14 protein-coding genes are annotated in these 16,882 nt (G+C 72.9%); 9 read left to right on the top strand and 5 right to left on the bottom strand.

Annotated elements, in window-relative coordinates; all coding sequences use genetic code 11:
- Positions 1-19 precede the first annotated feature (19 nt).
- Together ACFYVJ_RS01330 and ACFYVJ_RS01325 are read right to left on the bottom strand one after the other, a co-directional pair.
- Entirely contained in the window at positions 20-868 is an 849-nt protein-coding gene (locus ACFYVJ_RS01330; RefSeq protein ID WP_388885270.1) for a methionyl-tRNA formyltransferase, read from the bottom strand.
- A 136-nt stretch (positions 869-1,004) separates the two neighbouring features.
- Entirely contained in the window at positions 1,005-2,501 is a 1,497-nt protein-coding gene (locus ACFYVJ_RS01325; RefSeq protein ID WP_388885268.1) for an MFS transporter, read from the bottom strand.
- A 62-nt stretch (positions 2,502-2,563) separates the two neighbouring features.
- Here ACFYVJ_RS01325 and ACFYVJ_RS01320 point away from each other — a divergent pair, with 62 nt between their 5' ends.
- Positions 2,564-3,583: a helix-turn-helix transcriptional regulator gene (locus tag ACFYVJ_RS01320; RefSeq protein WP_388885265.1), complete on the top strand. Its 1,020-nt coding sequence runs from the start codon at positions 2,564-2,566 to the stop codon at positions 3,581-3,583.
- A gap of 82 nt (positions 3,584-3,665) precedes the next feature.
- On the opposite strand, the gene ACFYVJ_RS01315 is transcribed toward ACFYVJ_RS01320, so the two are convergent.
- Together ACFYVJ_RS01315 and ACFYVJ_RS01310 are read right to left on the bottom strand one after the other, a co-directional pair.
- Entirely contained in the window at positions 3,666-5,066 is a 1,401-nt protein-coding gene (locus tag ACFYVJ_RS01315; protein ID WP_388886126.1) for a polysialyltransferase family glycosyltransferase, read from the bottom strand.
- A 32-nt stretch (positions 5,067-5,098) separates the two neighbouring features.
- A complete protein-coding gene (locus ACFYVJ_RS01310) occupies positions 5,099-6,076 on the bottom strand; it encodes a glycosyltransferase family 2 protein (RefSeq protein ID WP_388885262.1) in 978 nt (325 codons plus the stop codon).
- A 187-nt stretch (positions 6,077-6,263) separates the two neighbouring features.
- On the opposite strand from ACFYVJ_RS01310, the gene ACFYVJ_RS01305 reads away from it, so the two are divergent.
- From ACFYVJ_RS01305 to ACFYVJ_RS01275, 7 genes are all read left to right on the top strand, one after another.
- Positions 6,264-7,610: a DUF6716 putative glycosyltransferase gene (locus ACFYVJ_RS01305; protein WP_388885259.1), complete on the top strand. Its 1,347-nt coding sequence runs from the start codon at positions 6,264-6,266 to the stop codon at positions 7,608-7,610.
- A gap of 125 nt (positions 7,611-7,735) precedes the next feature.
- A complete protein-coding gene (locus ACFYVJ_RS01300; RefSeq protein ID WP_388885256.1) occupies positions 7,736-9,088 on the top strand; it encodes a cytidylyltransferase domain-containing protein in 1,353 nt (450 codons plus the stop codon).
- 47 nt (positions 9,089-9,135) lie between these two features.
- Positions 9,136-10,086, top strand: coding sequence for an N-acetylneuraminate synthase family protein (locus ACFYVJ_RS01295; protein WP_388885253.1), 951 nt, complete (start codon positions 9,136-9,138; stop codon positions 10,084-10,086).
- Entirely contained in the window at positions 10,083-11,195 is a 1,113-nt protein-coding gene (locus ACFYVJ_RS01290) for a hypothetical protein (RefSeq protein ID WP_388885251.1), read from the top strand. Before ACFYVJ_RS01295 ends, ACFYVJ_RS01290 begins: the two co-directional genes overlap by 4 nt.
- A 179-nt stretch (positions 11,196-11,374) precedes the next feature.
- On the top strand, positions 11,375-12,610 hold the full coding sequence (locus tag ACFYVJ_RS01285; RefSeq protein WP_388886124.1) for an amidohydrolase: 1,236 nt from the start codon (positions 11,375-11,377) through the stop codon (positions 12,608-12,610).
- Positions 12,611-12,909: 299 nt separating this feature from the next.
- Complete coding sequence (locus ACFYVJ_RS01280) at positions 12,910-13,713, top strand: DUF5753 domain-containing protein (protein WP_388886122.1); 804 nt, start codon at positions 12,910-12,912, stop codon at positions 13,711-13,713.
- Positions 13,679-13,807: a DUF397 domain-containing protein gene (locus ACFYVJ_RS01275; RefSeq protein WP_388885248.1), complete on the top strand. Its 129-nt coding sequence runs from the start codon at positions 13,679-13,681 to the stop codon at positions 13,805-13,807. Before ACFYVJ_RS01280 ends, ACFYVJ_RS01275 begins: the two co-directional genes overlap by 35 nt.
- A gap of 1,693 nt (positions 13,808-15,500) precedes the next feature.
- Here ACFYVJ_RS01275 and ACFYVJ_RS01270 read toward each other — a convergent pair.
- Positions 15,501-16,124, bottom strand: a complete 624-nt coding sequence (locus ACFYVJ_RS01270; protein ID WP_388885245.1) for a TetR/AcrR family transcriptional regulator — start codon at positions 16,122-16,124, stop codon at positions 15,501-15,503.
- A 108-nt stretch (positions 16,125-16,232) separates the two neighbouring features.
- Here ACFYVJ_RS01270 and ACFYVJ_RS01265 point away from each other — a divergent pair, with 108 nt between their 5' ends.
- Entirely contained in the window at positions 16,233-16,880 is a 648-nt protein-coding gene (locus ACFYVJ_RS01265; RefSeq protein ID WP_388885242.1) for a CatB-related O-acetyltransferase, read from the top strand.
- The last annotated feature ends 2 nt before the right edge of the window (positions 16,881-16,882 follow it).

The following is a 16,882-nucleotide window of genomic DNA, read 5'->3' as shown; positions in this document are numbered from 1 at the left end:
ACGTCCCCGGGGTACGGAGCTACTCCGCGGGTGCGGATTCGGCGATCCACACGGGCCCGTCCGCGCAGTCCAGACGGAGCCCGTCGGCGGGGGTGAGACTGGTCCGCAGCACCTTCACGCGCCGTCCTCCCACGACCGCGACCGGTCCCCGGCCGGTGCCGATGTACCGGTGCGTCCTTACCTGGTTGTGCACCTCGTGAGCACTGCGCGCGGTGTCCACAACGGAGAACTCCTCCTCCATGAACCCCGCGTAGGTCGCTCCTCGGGCTGGCTGCGGCTCACCGGCGGACGGGTCCGTCGCACGCTCCAGCGCGACGGCGAGAATCCGTCGGAGCGACTCCGCGAGCCGGGGCCACAGCGCCTCGGGCGTCGCGTCGTCCGGGATGGGGACCGAGCGCTCCTGGGCGAGCACGGGACCGGCGTCGAACTCCTCGTTCATGCGGTGGGCCGTGACACCGAGCTTCGGATCGCCGTTCCGGATCGCCCACAGCACGGGGGCCGGCCCGCGGTACTCGGGCAGCATCGAGCAGTGGACGTTGACGGCGCCGTAGCGGGGGACCGAGAGAACGGCCGGGGGCAGCCGCCATGAGAAGCCGAAGCAGACCAGGAGATCGAGACCGTATCCGCCGAGGGCTGTCCCGAGCCCTTCGGAGCTCCCGGGTAAGAGCAGATCGATCCCCGCGGGCAGGGCGGCGGTGATGCGCCCCGCGGTGTCGGCGGCGGCTGGATCGGCCGCCGATCTCGGTCGCATGGAACGGGAGTAGGCGTAGACGACGGGGGTGTGGCCGCCTTCAACGCAGACCTCGTGCAGGGTGGCGAACTCCCGGGCACCGAATGAGATCAAGCCGATACGCATGGCGACGGTCACCGAGGCAGCATAGCTAGGCACCGGCGTCCCGGAAGGCGACTTCGGCGGGGGCCGGAGGCGGGAACACCCGGCCGTGCGGCGGAGCGGGGTGCTGCCCTTGGTGGGCTGCACCCCGTTCCGTACGGCGGTCTCGTGGTCAGACCGTTACCAGTTCTTCCTTCTGCTCCGGCTCCGCGGACGGCTCCGGCTCCTCCGCCGGGTTGTGCTTCGGGAGGGCGAAGAGCAGGGCGTAGACCACTCCCAGGATCGCGATCACCCACCACATCGCGTTCTCGAACGCCCCCGCGAACGCCGGGCCCACCTCCTGCGGGGCCGCCGGCTCGTCCATCGCGCCGAAGAACACCACCGACACCAGGCCGAGACCCAGCGCCATCCCCAACTGGTTCGTCGTGTTGATCAGGCCCGACGCCGAGCCCGCGTGGCGGCGCGGGACGCCGGAGAGGACCGCGTTCGTCAGGGGGGCGAAGACCAGTCCCATGCCCGCGCCCAGGAGGGTCAGCGGCAGTGCCATCTGCCAGGTGGAGATCTCCGTGCCGTAGCGGTTGGACGCCGCCAGGTAGAGCAGGGCTCCCGACACCATCATCACCGCGCCGCCGTGCAGCACCTTCCGCCCGAACCGCGGCGTCAGCTTCTGCACCGACATCCCCGCCGCCACCGAGCAGCCGAGCGAGAACGGCAGCCCCGTCAGGCCCGCGTGCAGGGCGCTCCAGCCGAGACCGAGCTGCATGTACAGCGTCCACACCAGGAAGAAGATCCCCAGCCCGGTGCTGAAGGCGAGCTGCACCCCGATGCCCGCGGCGAAGCTCTTGACCCGGAACAGCGTCAGCTCGACCAGCGGCGAGCCGTCCGCGCGCTGCTTGCGCTTCTGGTACGCGACGAAGGCGGCGAACACCGGCAGGCTCGCGGCCATCGAGACGAAGCCCCACGCCGGCCAGTCGTTCTCGTGGCCCATGGTGATCGGGTACAGCAGCATCAGTAGCCCCGCGGTGGCCAGCAGCACCCCGCGCAGGTCCAGGCGCAGCGCGTCGGGTGCCGTCGACTCGCTGATGAAGCGGCGGCCGAGGATCAGGCCGGCGATGCCGACGGGCAGGTTGATGAGGAAGATCGGCCGCCAGGCCAGCCCGAACAGGTCCCATTCGGTGAGCAGCGCGCCGATCATCGGGCCGGACACCGCGCCGAGGCCGGCGACCGCGCCGAACATCCCGAAGACCTTGCCCCGTTCCTCCGCGGGGAACGTGACGTGGATGATGCTCAGCACCTGCGGCACCATCAGCGCCGCCATCGCGCCCTGCAGCACCCGCGAGCCCACGAGCATCGCCGGGTCGGCGGCGACGCCGCACAGCAGCGAGGCGACGGTGAAGCCGCCCATGCCGAGCAGGAAGACGCGCTTGCGGCCGTAGATGTCACCGAGCCTGCCGCCGGTGATGAGGCCGATGGCGAAGGCGAGCGCGTACCCGGCGGTGATCCACTGGATCGCGCCGAAGGAGGCGCCGGTGTCCTCCTGGATGCTCGGGATGGCGATGTTGACGATCGTCGCGTCGACGAGGTCCATGAAGGAGGCCGTCAGCACGACGGCGAGCGCGATCCACCGGCGGCGATCCGGTCCTGCCACAGAGGCGTTCTGGAAGGTCATAGCGGTAATCTAGAATCCGTATAGGACAAGTCGTGTCCTAAAGGGAAGGCAGTCTGGAAAACATGACGACCGACACTCCCAAGCGGCTTCTGCACCTGCTCTCCCTCCTCCAGACGCCCCGCGAATGGCCCGGCAGCGAGCTGGCCGGCCGCCTCGGCGTCACGGACCGCACCATCCGCCGCGACGTCGAGCGGCTGCGCGACCTCGGCTACCCGGTCGAGTCCACCAGGGGCACCGCCGGCGGCTACCGCCTGGTGGCGGGAAAGGCCATGCCCCCGCTGCTCCTCGAGGACGACGAGGCCGTCGCGATCGCGGTCGGCCTGCGCAGCTCCGCGGGCCATACGGTCGCGGGGCTCGCGGAGGCGTCCGTACGGGCGCTGGCGAAGCTGGAGCAGGTGCTGCCGTCGCGGCTGCGCCGCCGCGTCACCTCCCTCGGCACCGCCACCACCCCGCTGACCCGCTGGCAGGGCCCGCAGGTCGACGCCGAGGTGCTGACGGTGCTGGCCGCGGGTGCGGCGGGCGGCGAGCGGCTGCGCTTCGGCTACCGCGCGGCGGACGGCACCGAGACCAAGCGGCTGGTGGAGCCGGCCGGGCTGGTCGCGGCGGGCCGGCGGTGGTACTTCGTCGCGTACGACAACGACCGTGACGACTGGCGGATGTTCCGCGTCGACCGCATCACCCGCCCCTTCGCCACCGGCGTCCGCCCGCCGCGCCGCGAGCTGCCGGCGGCGGACGCGGCGGCGTTCGTCGAGGCCCGGATGGGCGGGGACCGGCCCCGTTACCGCGCCCGCGCGACGCTGCACGCGCCGTACAAGGAGCTGGCCCGCCGCCTCGCCGGCACGGAGGGGCTGACGCGGCTGGACGAGGAGCGCTGCGCGTTCGTGACGGAGGCGGACGCGCTGGACTGGCTGGCGCTCCGGCTGACCGCGCTGGGCTGCGAGTTCGAGGTGCACGAGCCGCGGGAGCTGGCGGAGTACCTAGGGGCCCTCGCCGGCCGCGCGTCGCGCGCGGCGAGCGGGATGGGGGAGGCGTCGGGGGAGGAGTCTAGGGAGGCGTCCGGGGAAGGGGCGGAGGAGGACTGAGCGGGGCAGGGGCGCGGGCCGCGGGGATCCGGTACGCGTACGAGCCGGCGGCCCAGAAGCGGGCTCCGGCCCCGCCGCCGCGTCACCCCAGCCGCCGCCGCAGCGCCCGTGCCCGGCGCGCCACCCGCCGTACCGCGGGGCTGCGCGGCACGAACGCCAGCCGCCTCGGCACCCCGCCCGGCAGCCCCTCCACCGTCAGCCGGCGCCGCTTGAAGTACCGCCAGGTGTCCGCGTCCAGCTCCGCCGCCAGCCACGCCTCGGCCTCCGGCCGCCGCCGCGCGTAGATGCGGGGCTGCATCGTGAACCCGACCGCCGTCAGCAGCCCGCCCAGCGCCGCCTGCGCCTCCTCCGCGGTCGGCGGCCGCCAGTCGCGCACCGCCGCCGGGTCGTCCAGCGACGGCAGCAGCGCGTCGGCGATCGTGACCGGGACGCGGTTGCTGTTCTCGTACGGGGTCAGCCGCTCCAGCAGGGTGTCGGTGCCGATGCTCGCCACCGGCAGCCCGTACAGCGTCGAGGCGGTCATCAGCGCCGTGGAGAACGCGCCCGCGACCAGGGCCGGTTGCAGCCGCTCGTACAGCACCTCCGCCAGCACCGGGGAGTCGAGCACCGTCAGCGTCACGCCGAGGCTCTCCGCCTCCTGCTCCAGCAGCCGCGAGACGCGCGCCGGCGCCATCGGGTGCGGCTTGAACACCACGCTGCGGTGGCCGAGTCCGGCCGCCCCGCGCAGCATCCGCACGTGCAGTTCCTCTTCCTCCTCCGCCGTGAGGATCTTCAGCGCCGACAGGTACTGGCCCAGGAGGAGTGCGGGCGAGGACCCGTCGGCGAGTCCGGCGGCGGGCAGGTCGGGGCCGGCGGCGGCCGCCAGTTCGGCGAGCACCTTCTTCAGCTCCTCGGCCGGCACGATCTCCGGCGGCACCCCGAACTCCGTGAGCAGCATGGGCCGTACGCCGGGCAGCAGGTCGGGGTGGAGTAGCCGCTCGACGCGGGTGCCGACGAAGGAGGAGAGCTTGTTGCGGGTGGGGCCGTAGCTCATCAGGCCGTCGGCGTAGACGTGCAGGGCCGCGTCGGGGAAGAGCTGGACGAGCGCCCGCGCCGGGTTGACCTGGATCGACTCCACGACGAGTGTGAGCCGGTCGTCACCCAGCCCCCACAGCAGCCGCAGGTGCCGCTCCCACAGCGGCACGTCCTCGGCGCGCGGCTCCCACGCGGCGGGGTGCAGCGGGCGGATGGCGTGGTTCCAGTCGCGTACGTCGTCGAAGCGGGAGCGCAGTTGCGCGAAGCCGGCCATGGCGTCGACGGCGGGGGTGGTCTCGGGGTTGGCGGCGTTGTTGGTGAGCAGCAGGACGCGGCGGTCCGCGGCCGGGAAGAGGCCGGCGTCCAGGGCGGCGGCCAGGGTCGCGGTGCCGTAGAGGGTGGAGGCCACGAAGACCTGCGTGTGCCGGCCGGGCGCGTAGCGGATCTGCAGCGGCGGATACGCGGACATGGCGGCCGTGGGTTCCGCGGACGGTGAGGTCATCAGACGGCCACCTCCGCGGGTACGCCGCGGCGGTGGAGCCGGCGCAGCAGTTCGGAGCGGTCGGCGTCCATGGCGTCCAGCGCCTCCGTGAGTACGTGCTGGGGCATGCGCCGCAGCGCCTCGGCGCTCATCTCGCGCAGTCTGCGGGCCACCGGCTTCTCGAACCGTTCGATGTTCTTCAGATGGTGCGCGATGATCGCGCAGAAGTTCCGCACCGCCTTGGGCAGCAGCAGCTCCGCGTCCCGGTCCGCCGCCGTCTCCTCGACGACCTGGTCGAAGGCGCGCAGGAAGTCGAGCTGGCGGATGTCGCCGATCTGGGTGAGGGAGTTCGCGACGCCGCGGCGGTAGAAGACGCCGAGCAGCCCGACGACCGCGAACGTACGGGCCTCGCGGTGCAGCCGCCAGATCCACGGCCGGTCCTCGGCGGTCCGCAGCCCGTCGGGGAAGTGCAGCAGGCCCTCGTCCAGCAGCCGCCGGTGGTAGATGCCGGCCCAGGCGTACGCGTAGTCGACGGACGTGGTGTGCGTCGCGGGCAGGATCGCCGAGCGCGGGTCCTGGACCACGCCGCGGCGGCCGTGCGGGACGCGGTGGATGGTGCGGGCGCGGGCGGCGCACTGCACGTGGTCCGTGCGGACGAAGTCGCAGTCCAGCTCGCCGATGGCCGCCAGCAGCCGGCGGTAGTGGCCGGGGGCGAGCCAGTCGTCGCCGTCGAGGAAGGTCACGTACCGGCCGCGGACCCGGTCGAGCCCGGTGTTGCGGGCGGTGGCCAGGCCGCCGTTGTGCTCGTGGCGTACGTGCACGGCGCCCGGCAGGTCGCGCGCGGCCTGCTCCAGCAGCTCGCCGGTGCGGTCCGTCGAGCAGTCGTCCACCAGGATGAACTCGGTGTCGGGTGCCGCGTTGGCGCGCAGGCAGGCCAGCGTCTCGGGCGCGTAGTCCTGCACGTTGTAGAAGGGAACGATCACGGAGAGTTGAAGCATCCAGGCGATGCTAGGGGCCGCCCCGCGCCCGGGGCTTGCCCTGCCCCGACGCCGGCATGAACGCCGGGCGGCGGAATGGTGAACGCCGTCCTTCTGCGACCGGGTTCGCCGTCCGGCGGCGTGTTGTTAACCATTTGTACGGCCGGTGTTGGGCCATCGAGCGGAATGCCTCCCTACCGTCGGCGGCGTGCTCAACGACCCCCCGTCACAGCTTCGCACCGCTGTTCTCGCCGACTCGGACACCCGCTGGAAATGGGGCGCGCTCACCGCTCGCCGCATGGCCCCGGAGGCGGTGCTCGACGGGTACCTGCTGCACGGCCGGGCGACACCCACGGCCCGCCAGCTCGCCGAGGTGGGCGTACCCGCGGACGCGATGAGGGAGGTCACGGCCGTCGAGTTCCTGGCCGCCGCCGACCCCGATCGCTACGACGTCGTGCTCCTCTCCTGCGTCGGCGGCACCGTGCAGGCGATGCTCCACGGCCTCGCCCGCGCCTGGCAGGGCGCCAAGCGCCGCCCCGCGGTCGTCACCGGCTACGTCGGCGTCGTGTACGAGAAGCTCTCCGACGGCCTCCTCCTGCGCAACGGCGCCGACATCGTGCTGGCCAACAGCCGGCAGGACGCCGAGCGCTTCCGCGCGGTGTACGAGGGCGTCGGCGCCTCGCCGAACAGCATCGTGGAGTGCGCGCTGCCGTTCCTCGACGGCGCGGCGTACGAGCCGTACGACCCGGCGGCGCCGGGCGGCGACCGCCCGTACACCGTCGTCTTCGCCGTGCAGCCCTCGGTGCCGGACACCCGCGAGGACCGGCTGTACCTGCTGCGCCGCGCTGCCCGGCACGCCGAGCGGCACCCGGAGCGGGAGGTGCTGGTCAAGCTGCGCAGCCGGCCGGGCGAGCACACGACGCACATCGAAGAGGCCCCGTACCAGAAGCTCGCCCAGAAGCTGCCCGGCGGCCTGCCCGCGAACTGCAGCCTGGTCTACGGGAACATGGGCGAGGTCCTCGACCGCACGGACCTGCTCGTCACCGTCTCCTCCACCGCCGCGCTGGAGTCCCTGCACCGCGGCATCCCGACCGCCGTCCTGACCGACCTGGGCGTACGCGAGCCGCTGGGCAACCACCACTTCCTCGGCTCCGGCTGCCTCGCCTCCTGGGACGAACTGGACGCCGGCCACCTGCCCAAGCCCGACCCCGTGTGGCTGTCCCGCCAGGGCGTCCCCGGCGCGGCCTCCGCCGAGCCGTACGACGCCGCCTTCGACCGCGCGCGGGCCCGGCTGACCACGCTGGTCGCCGACCCGCAGTTGCCGCCGCTGGCGCCGTACTACACCCCCGGGACCGCCGGCGGCTATCTGCCGCGGATCCTCGCCCGGCACGGCCTGGCACCCACCGGCGAGCCGCTGCCCCAGGCCGCGGCCGTCGCCGAGCCCGGCCCGCTGCGCCGGTGGGCGCGCACGCTGCTGCGCAAGGCCGCGCGCGCCGCGTACCGGGGCGGAGTGCAGCGCATCGCGCCCCTCATCCGCCGCATGGGGGCGCTGTGAGCGACGCACGCGCGGCCGCGACACCGCAGGCCGGCAGCGCACCCGCACCTTCGCCGCGCGGGCGGAGAAGCGAACCAGACGACGCCGCGACGCCCCTCGGCCGCCCGCATCAGCAAGGAGCCTCCATGTCCCAGCCCGAGTCCGCAGCCCGCGTGCTCGCGGTCATCCCCGCCCGCGGGGGGTCCAAGGGCGTCCCCGGCAAGAACCTCGCCCGTGTCGGCGGCGTGCCCCTGGTGGCGCGCGCGGTACGGCAGTGCCTCGCGGCCCGGCTCGTGACCGACGTCGTGGTCTCCACCGACGACGACACCATCGCCTCCGTCGCCCGCGAGGCCGGCGCCGAGGTCGTCCGCCGCCCGGCCGAGATCGCCGGCGACACCGCCTCCAGCGAGGCGGCGGTGCTGCACGCGCTGGACAGCCACGAGGAGCGCTGCGGCGCGACGATGGCCGCGGTGCTGCTGGTGCAGTGCACGAGCCCGTTCCTGACCGGCGAGGACATCGACGGCGTCACCAGGGCGGTGCTCGAAGAGGGCGCGGACAGCGCGCTGACGGTGGCCCCCTTCCACGGGTTCATCTGGCGGGACGAGGCCGACGAGGCGGAGACCGCCGCCGTCGCCGAGACCCCCGCGGCGAAGACCACGGCCGTCGCGGAGGCCACCGCGGTCGCCAAGGCGGCGGCGACGGGCGCCGCGGCGGGCACCGCGACCGGTGCCGCGCCGACGAAGGTCGCCCCGGCCGTCGAGGCCGCCCCCGCCCAGGGGTACGGCGTCAACCACGACAAGTCGTACCGGCCCCGGCGCCAGGACCGGCCCCAGGACCTGCTGGAGACCGGCGCCGCGTACGCCATGCGCACGCCCGGGTTCCGCGAGCACCGCCACCGCTTCTTCGGCCGCACCGCCCCGGTGCGTACCGACGCCGCCCGCGTGCTGGAGGTCGACGAGCCCGACGACCTGACCCGCGCCCGCGCCCTGGCCCCGCTGCTCGACGTGCCGGGACCGGGGTCGCTGCCCACCCGCCGCGACGTCGACGCCATCGTCCTGGACTTCGACGGCACTCAGACCGACGACCGCGTCTACATCGACGCCGAGGGCCGCGAACTCGTCGCCGTCCACCGCGGCGACGGCCTCGGCATCGCCGCGCTGCGCCGCGCCGAACTGAAGCTGCTCATCCTTTCCTCGGAAAAGAACCCGGTCGTCGCCGCGCGGGCACGCAAACTTCACCTCCCCGTTCTGCACGGGGTCGACCGTAAGGACATCGCACTGAAGCAGTGGTGCGAAGAGGAGGGCATCGCGCCCGAGCGCGTGCTCTATGTCGGCAACGACGTGAACGACCTGCCGTGCTTCGGCCTCGTCGGCTGGCCCGTCGCGGTCGCCGGCGCCCACGCGATCGTGCGGGACGCGGCGCGTGCGGTGACGTCCACCCCCGGAGGCGACGGAGCGATCCGCGAGATCGCCTCGTGGATCCTCGGTCCCTCCCTGTAGCCCGATCCCTCCCTGGCGAGGGTCTGGAGAGTAAGGAACAGATCTGCATGAGCTCCACCCAGCGTTTCCGCACCTTTGGCGACCGCGTCGTCGGCCCCGGCCGGCCGGTCTACGTCACGGGTGAGATCGGCATCAACCACAACGGCGACCTCGACAACGCGCTCGCGCTCGTCGACGCCGCCGTCGAGGCGGGCTGCGACGCGGTGAAGTTCCAGAAGCGCACGCCCGAGATCTGCACCCCCCGCGACCAGTGGGACATCGAGCGCGACACCCCCTGGGGCCGGATGACGTACATCGACTACCGGCACCGGGTCGAGTTCGGCGAGGAGGAGTACCGGGCGATCGACGCGCACTGCAAGGAGCGCGGGATCCACTGGTTCGCCTCCCCCTGGGACCCCGAGGCCGTCGCCTTCCTGGAGAAGTTCGACGTGCCGGCCCACAAGGTCGCCTCCGCCTCGCTGACCGACGACGAGCTGCTGCGCGCCATGCGCGCCACCGGCCGCACGGTGGTCCTGTCCACCGGCATGTCGACCCCGAAGCAGATCCGGCACGCGGTCGAGGTGCTGGGCAGTGACAACATCCTGCTCTGCCACGCCACCAGCACGTACCCGGCGAAGGCCGAGGAGCTCAACCTGCGCATGATCCACACGCTGCAGGCCGAGTTCCCGAACGTGCCGATCGGCTACTCCGGCCACGAGACGGGCCTGCAGACCTCGCTCGCCGCGGTCGCCCTGGGCGCCGTCTTCGTCGAGCGGCACATCACGCTGGACCGCGCGATGTGGGGCTCCGACCAGGCCGCCTCGGTGGAGCCGCAGGGCCTGGTGCGGCTCGTACGCGACATCCGCGTGGTCTCGGAGTCGCTGGGCGACGGCGTGAAGAAGGTCTACGACAGCGAGCTGGCGCCGATGAAGAAGCTGCGCCGGGTCAAGGGAGTCGTCGCGGAGGCCGCCGAGTCGGCCGACGGGGCGGGAGTCGAGAAGGAGCCTGTCGGCGTATGACCGAAGACGGCGCCGGCGGCACGACCGTCGCCCTGGTGGAGAGCCCGGTCCAGTTGCTCAACGTGCTGGAGTGGGCGTACCAGGGCGGCACCGTCATACCGTTGACGGTGGTCGTGCTGCCCCCCACCGAGCCGCTGTCGCGCGGCCAGTTGCGCCGGATGGCGGAGCTGGCGATGGACGACGGGCTGGATGTCCGCTGGCAGGAGGCGCGCGGCGGCGCGGGCCCGCTGCGCACCATGACGAGCCTGGCCCGCCCGCTGCGGCGGGCGCGCCGGGTGGTGCTGGGAGACCCGTTCTCGCGGTACGTGCAGACGCTGCTGACCGTCGTCAAGGCGCGGGAGGTCGTCGTCGTGGACGACGGCACGGCGACGATGGAGTTCACGGCGCAACTGTCGCGGGGGGAGCGGTTCGTCCGCTGGCACCGCAGCGGGCGCGGCGGCGGGGCGCGGGGGATGCTCTTCGCGCCGGTCGCGAGCGCGGCGCGGCGCCGGCTGACGCCGGCGGGCAGCGGCGCGTCGGGCACGCGGGTGGAGGTGTTCACCTCCATGCCGGTGGTGGACCCGCCCGCCGGGCTGAAGGTGACGGCGAACGAGTTCGCCTGGACCCGCTCGCGCTTCGGCCCGCCGAGCGTCGGCACGGCGACGGACCTGGTCGGTACGTCGCTGGTGGAGACCGGTGTCGTCGACCACGACCGGTATCTGGAGGCGGTGGCGTCGCTCGCCAAGGCGTACGGCGTCACGCGCTACTTCGCGCACCGCAGGGAGCGGGCGGACAAGCTCCACCAGCTCCACGCGCACACCGGCCTGGAGATCGTCCGCCCCGACCTGCCGCTGGAGATCGTCGCCCGCCGCGGGCCGATAGGCCGCACGATCGTCAGCTTCCCGTCGACGGTGGTGCACACGCTGCCGCTGGCGCTGGCCGGTACGGGCGTGAAGGTGGCGGTCTGCGAGGTCGACCCGAGCTGGCTGACGGAGACGGCGTCGCCGCGGGCGCAGGGCTTCCTGTCGTCGGTGGCGGGGGCGGCCCGGGAGCGGCGCGGGGTGGACGGGCTGCCGGTGGGTCCTGCGACGGCGACGGGGTGGTCGGGGGCGCCGGCGGCGTCGGTGTGAGAGGCCCGTTCCGCGGGTGACGGGGGAGCGAGATACGGGGGCAACGGGGGAGCGGGTCGCGCGAGCGCCGAAGTGTACCCACCGCGCACGCCGGTCATGCACCCGCGGGACTGAAATTTTGTTGATCCCTTCTCGGCAGCCCCGGTGATCCCCGTACCCTGCACAGTGTGAACCGACTGATGTCCCGTGACGCAGAGCCCGAGTCCGGCCCCGACGCGCTGCTGCCCGGGGCGCTCCCGGCGGCGCTGAACGCCGAACTCATCGCGTTCCGGCGGGACTTGCACATGCACCCGGAGCTGGGCAACCAGGAGTTCCGTACCACCGCCGCGATCAAGGAGCGGCTGGAGGCGGAGGGCCTCGCCCCGCGCGTACTCCCCGCGGGGACCGGGCTGATCTGCGACATCGGGGTCGAGGAGGGCGGGACGCCGCCCGGCCCGATGCTGGCGCTGCGCGCGGACATCGACGCGCTGCCGATCCCGGACACCAAGACGGTGCCGTACCGCTCGGCCGTCCCGGACCGCGCCCACGCCTGCGGCCACGACGTGCACACGGTGGTCGTCCTCGGCGCGGGCATCGTCCTCGCCGCGCTGGCCCGCGAGGGCATGCTGCCGCATCCCGTACGGCTGATCTTCCAGCCGGCGGAGGAGGTGCTGCCCGGCGGCGCGACCGACGCGATCGAGGCCGGGGTGCTCGACGGGGTGGGCCGGATCATCGGGGTGCACTGCGACCCGCGGGTGGACGTGGGCAGGATCGGCCTGCGCCAGGGGGCCATCACGTCCGCGTGCGACCGGCTGGAGATCTCGCTCGACGGTCCCGGCGGCCACACGGCGCGCCCGCACCTGACCACCGACCTGGTCACGGCGGCCGCGCGGGTGGCCACCGACGTACCGGCACTGCTCGGCCGCCGGGTGGACGCGCGGGCGGGCCTGGCGGTCACGTTCGGCCGCCTCCAGGCGGGCCACGCCTGCAATGTGGTGCCGCAGCACGCGGAGCTGTCGGGCACGGTGCGCTGCCTGGACCTGGACACGTGGCGCCGCGCCCCGGACCTGGTGCACGCGGCGGTGGACGAGGTCGCGTCGATGCACCGGGCGAAGTCGGCGATCACGTACGTCCGCGGGGTCCCGCCGGTGGTCAACGAACCGGTGACGACGGCGCTGCTGGCCAACGCGATGGCGTCGCGGCGGGGAGCGGAGTCGGTGGAGACGACGGAACAGAGCCTGGGCGGGGAGGACTTCTCCTGGTACCTGGAGCACGTCCCGGGCGCGCTGGCCCGGCTGGGCGTGCGGGCGGTGGGGGAGACGGGTCTGCCGCGGGACCTGCACCAGGGGGACTTCGACGTGGACGAGGGGGCGATCCGGGTGGGAGTCGAACTCTTCACGGCGGCGGCGCTCCTGGACGCGGGGACGGCCGACTAGCGTCACCCTCTTCACCCTCGTCACGTGAGTGATCAGTTGGACACTTGCGGCGCTATTGTCGGACCGATTGACTACGGTGAGTGGTTGATTGAGCTCGGTGCGTAGGGGGCCTGGCGGGTGAGTCGACGTAACGCGACGGGAGATGGCGGGGTCACGACCGCCATGATGTTCGGTGATGTGCTGAAGCACTTCCGCAACCGGCGGGGCTGAAGCAGGCGGAGTTGGCGCGGCAGATTCCGTGCGACAGGTCGTATGTGGCGAGGGTGGAGACGGGGCGGAGCGTCCCGCCGGATGTGTTCGTGGAGAAGTGCGACGAGATCCTGGACACGGGTGGGTTGTTGATCGCGCTGTGGGGGAGGGTGGACTGGTATCCGGATGTGGGGCATCCGAACTGGTTCGAACGCAGAGCGCAGATGGACGCAGAGTGCGTGACAATGCGGGAGTATCAGCGGCATGTGGTCCCCGGTCTGCTCCAGACGGAGAGCTACGCTCGCGCCTTGTTCACCACCGAGCCGAACAAGGCCGAGGTCGAAGACCGGGTACGTGCCAGGCTCAGCCGCCAGCAGCGGTTCTACTCCCCCAAGGAGCCACCGCATTACGTGGGTTTGCTGGAGGAGAGTTGCCTGCGCACGGTGATCGGCGGGGCCGAGGTCATGCGCGAGCAGTACGCACACCTGCTCGCGGCGGGAGAGCGGGACAACATCCGCATCCAGATCGTCCCGGCCGACAGGGCAGGCATCTTCCGCCCCACGACGCCGATGTCCCTCATCACCATGCCCGAAGGGGATGACTGGATCTACTGGGAGTCGCTGGATCGTGGACATGTGACCGACGCTCCAGCAGTCTACACCCGCCACGCGCAGACCTATGATGTGCTCAGAGCCGATGCTCTGTCAGCTCACGAATCCGCCGCTCTGATCGGCGAGTTCATGAAGGGATACCGGCAGCATGGCCATCACCTGGCGCAAGAGCAGTTACAGCGAGTCGAACGGCGGCAACTGCATCGAAGTGGCCGCGGAATGGCGCAAGAGCAGCTACAGCGAATCCAACGGCGGCGACTGCGTCGAGGTGAAGAGAACCCCGACGGCGATCCCGGTGCGTGACTCCAAGGACCCCGAGGGCCCGCAGCTCAGCTTCGCCCCCGCCGCCTGGACGGCGTTTCTCGCCTCCGTGAAGTCAGGCGAACTCTCCGCCTGACCCCATGCGGTTCCGACGCCGCCGGTACCGTTCGCCAACGGCGACGGGGGGTGCGGCGAGGGGAGTAGCCGTGTCGTAAGGGCTCCCCCCGGGCCACCCCACTCCTGAGTGTGCGGGCCTGCGTCCGGTGTCAAGGGCGCTCCTCTCCGCTTCGCTGCGTGGAGCGTCGCTTCGCGATGGGGCTTCGCCCCACCCTTGACACCGGACTCCGGCCCGAAAGACGGGCGGCTATGGGTGGCCCGGAGGGAGCGGGCACCCTCGAACCGGGACTACGGAGGCGGAGCCCGGCGGACGGGGTGACGGGCCGCCGGACGCCGGGGCTGCCCCGATCGCCGATGCCCCCGGCCGACGTCAGGCGGCGGCCGAGGCGGTGCTGCCCTGTTCGCGGGTGCCAGCGGTGGACGGGGCCGGCACAAGGGATGTGAGCCGACCCCGATCGCGGACGCCCCGGCAGGCGGGGGCCGGGCGGCTGGAGGCGAGTCCGCCCGGATCGCGGACGTCGTGACCATCCGGGCCGCGCCGAATGCGTGCCGCGGAGACGAACTCGCGGTAACCATTCTCCAAACCTGCCCAAAACACCCACCGAGGCCGACTTTCGTGCACCTGGACACGCCAACGGCCGCCCAGGCCGCCCTGAATGAACGCGACCGGGAGGAAGTCGCGACAGCCCGCCTCTGAAACCGCCTCAAATCGCCCACCGGGCCAGGCTCTTGCCTACTTGCGCGCACTCACGGATCGCAGGCGGGCCGGCCGCGTCGCGGGCGACTCTACATGCAGGAACTGGCGCCATACTCGCGGTAACACCCCCTGTGAACCTGGACAAACCACCCCGGTGGCCCGAGTTTTGCCCGCCGACACGTACGCGAGGGTGACGCCCACCCGCGCCGCCGTTCGCCCGGACCCGCCGGGGCATCGGCGGCCGGGGCGAACCCGGAACCGCGAGCCCGCCCCCGCCCGGCGGGGAGGAACCGGAGATCCGGCAGGCCCGCCTCCGGCGCCCCGCCCCCGTCTGCCGGGGCGTCCGCGATCGGGGCCGGCGAGACTCCCGGGTTCCCGCCCCGTTCGCCGGAATCACCTGCGATCGGGCCAGACCCGGCGCCGGTGACCTCGGCCCCCGTCCGCGGGGCTCCGCCTACGTATCGCAGCGTTAGGGTGCCCGCTCCCTCCGGGCCACCCATAGCCGCCGGTCTTTTACGGGCCGCAGTCCGGTGTCAGGGGTGGGGCGAAGCCCCATCGCGTAGCGACGTCTCCGGAGCGAAGCGGAGGGGACGCCCTTGACGGCGGACGGAGGCCCGCACACTCAAAAGCGGGGTGGCCCGGGGGGAGCCTCAACGACACGGCTACTCCCTTCGCGGCGCCTTCCCCGATAGGGGCCCACCTCACGCACCACCGCCCGCCCGACGCCGTACCCCCGCACCCGGCCTGCACGGACGCGACGTACCAGCTCAGCGCCCTGCCGCCCCCGCGCTGTCAGAGCAGGCGCATACCCTTGGGTGGGCGTGAGGGGAAAGGGCGGGCGACGCCGAGACGGGGGTCGTGGGCGAACCGCGGCGGCCCCCGGATCCCCGGCCCCCGGCCACCCGGCCCCCGGCCCCGGCCCCGGCCCGGGCCCCGGCCCCCTGACCCCCGACCCCGCCCTCCGGAGCGCCGACCCCGCCCCCCGGCCCCGGGGCCGCCGATCTCCGCCCCGGGATCACCCACCCACCCGCGCCGAGAACGCACCCGCCTCCGCTGCCAGTGCCGCCGCTGTCGCCGCGCGTTCCGGGAGTTGCGGGTCCGGATCGGCTCGTAGCAGCACCACGTGGTGGTACACCGGCGACGTCGCGGACATCAGCACCGCCCTGGCATCCGTCCTGCCCGCCGCCGGGAGTTCACCCCGGTCGCCCGCCCGGGTCACCACGATCTCGCACTGTGCGTACCGGTCCTCCCACAACCGCGACTGCGCCCGCGCGGCCCGTTCGGAGTGGAAAGACGCGGCCATCAGGGCAACGGCGAACGACGGCCGCACCACCAGCGACTCCTGGATCTCCTCGTTCAGCGCCGTCAGGTCGCCGCGCAGCGAACCGGTGTCCGGCGGGTGCCAGTCGATCTCCCCGGCCGCGTCGATGACGTCGACCAGCAGGCCGCCCACATCGCCCCAGCGCCGGTAGACCGTCGCGCGGTGGACGCCCGCGCGCGTGGCGACGCCCTCCATCGTGAGCCCTTCGTGGCCGCTCTCGGCGAGTTCGGCCCGCACCGCCGCGAGGACCTGGGCGCGGATGCGGGCGGTGCGACCGCCGGGGCGGCGGTCAGGCGTCGTGGCCTTGGGGTCTGTCATCGGGAGTCCAGAATCCGGTTGATCGGCGGGCCGGGGATGCGTGACCATCTTAAAGCTACAGTTGTCGCACTAATACCAGAGCCGTCGCCCGAGAGGAACCGCCTCCCCATGCCACCCGCGCCCGCCCTCCCCGCCGACCCCACCGTCCTGCACCCGATGCCCGAGCATCCGCGCGTCGTTCTCCTCAAACCCCTGCTCACCTCGCCCCTGATCGAGGCCGGCGACTTCTCGTACTACGACGACCCCGACGATCCGACCGCGTTCGAGACGCGCAACGTGCTGTACCACTACGGGCCCGAGCGGCTGGTCATCGGCAAGTACTGCGCGCTGGGCACCGGCACGCGGTTCCTCATGAACGGCGCCAACCACCGCATGGACGGCCCGTCCACGTTCCCCTTCCCCACCATGGGCGGCTCCTGGGCCGACCACTTCGACCTGATCACCGGCCTGCCGGGCAGGGGCGACACCGTCGTCGGCAACGACGTGTGGTTCGGCCACGGCGCCACGGTCATGCCCGGTGTACGGATCGGCCACGGGGCGATCGTCGCGGCCGGCGCCGTCGTCACCGGCGACGTCCCCGACTACGGCATCGCCGGCGGCAACCCGGCCCGTCTCATCCGCACGCGCTACGAGGCGTCGGACGTCGCCCGGCTCCTCGCGGTGGCGTGGTGGGACTGGCCGGTGGAGCACATCACCGAGCACGTACGGACGATCATGTCGGGAACGGTGGCGGCCCTGGAAGCGGCAGCCCCGTAGCC

Source organism: Streptomyces sp. NPDC004134 (genome assembly GCF_042874195.1).
In the GTDB taxonomy this organism is placed as follows: domain Bacteria; phylum Actinomycetota; class Actinomycetes; order Streptomycetales; family Streptomycetaceae; genus Streptomyces.
The sequence above is the reverse complement of the archived record's forward strand: the minus strand, read 5'-3'. Positions and strand labels throughout refer to the sequence as shown.

What these genes read in the sequence shown, in the direction of transcription:
- ACFYVJ_RS01325 (WP_388885268.1), bottom strand. Translation starts at nt 2,501, where the DNA reads ATGACCTTCCAGAACGCCTCTGTGGCAGGACCGGATCGCCGCCGGTGG.
- ACFYVJ_RS01320 (WP_388885265.1), top strand. Translation starts at nt 2,564, where the DNA reads ATGACGACCGACACTCCCAAGCGGCTTCTGCACCTGCTCTCCCTCCTC.
- ACFYVJ_RS01315 (WP_388886126.1), bottom strand. Translation starts at nt 5,066, where the DNA reads ATGTCCGCGTATCCGCCGCTGCAGATCCGCTACGCGCCCGGCCGGCAC.
- ACFYVJ_RS01310 (WP_388885262.1), bottom strand. Translation starts at nt 6,076, where the DNA reads ATGCTTCAACTCTCCGTGATCGTTCCCTTCTACAACGTGCAGGACTAC.
- ACFYVJ_RS01300 (WP_388885256.1), top strand. Translation starts at nt 7,736, where the DNA reads ATGTCCCAGCCCGAGTCCGCAGCCCGCGTGCTCGCGGTCATCCCCGCC.
- ACFYVJ_RS01295 (WP_388885253.1), top strand. Translation starts at nt 9,136, where the DNA reads ATGAGCTCCACCCAGCGTTTCCGCACCTTTGGCGACCGCGTCGTCGGC.
- ACFYVJ_RS01290 (WP_388885251.1), top strand. Translation starts at nt 10,083, where the DNA reads ATGACCGAAGACGGCGCCGGCGGCACGACCGTCGCCCTGGTGGAGAGC.
- ACFYVJ_RS01285 (WP_388886124.1), top strand. Translation starts at nt 11,375, where the DNA reads ATGTCCCGTGACGCAGAGCCCGAGTCCGGCCCCGACGCGCTGCTGCCC.
- ACFYVJ_RS01270 (WP_388885245.1), bottom strand. Translation starts at nt 16,124, where the DNA reads ATGACAGACCCCAAGGCCACGACGCCTGACCGCCGCCCCGGCGGTCGC.
- ACFYVJ_RS01265 (WP_388885242.1), top strand. Translation starts at nt 16,233, where the DNA reads ATGCCACCCGCGCCCGCCCTCCCCGCCGACCCCACCGTCCTGCACCCG.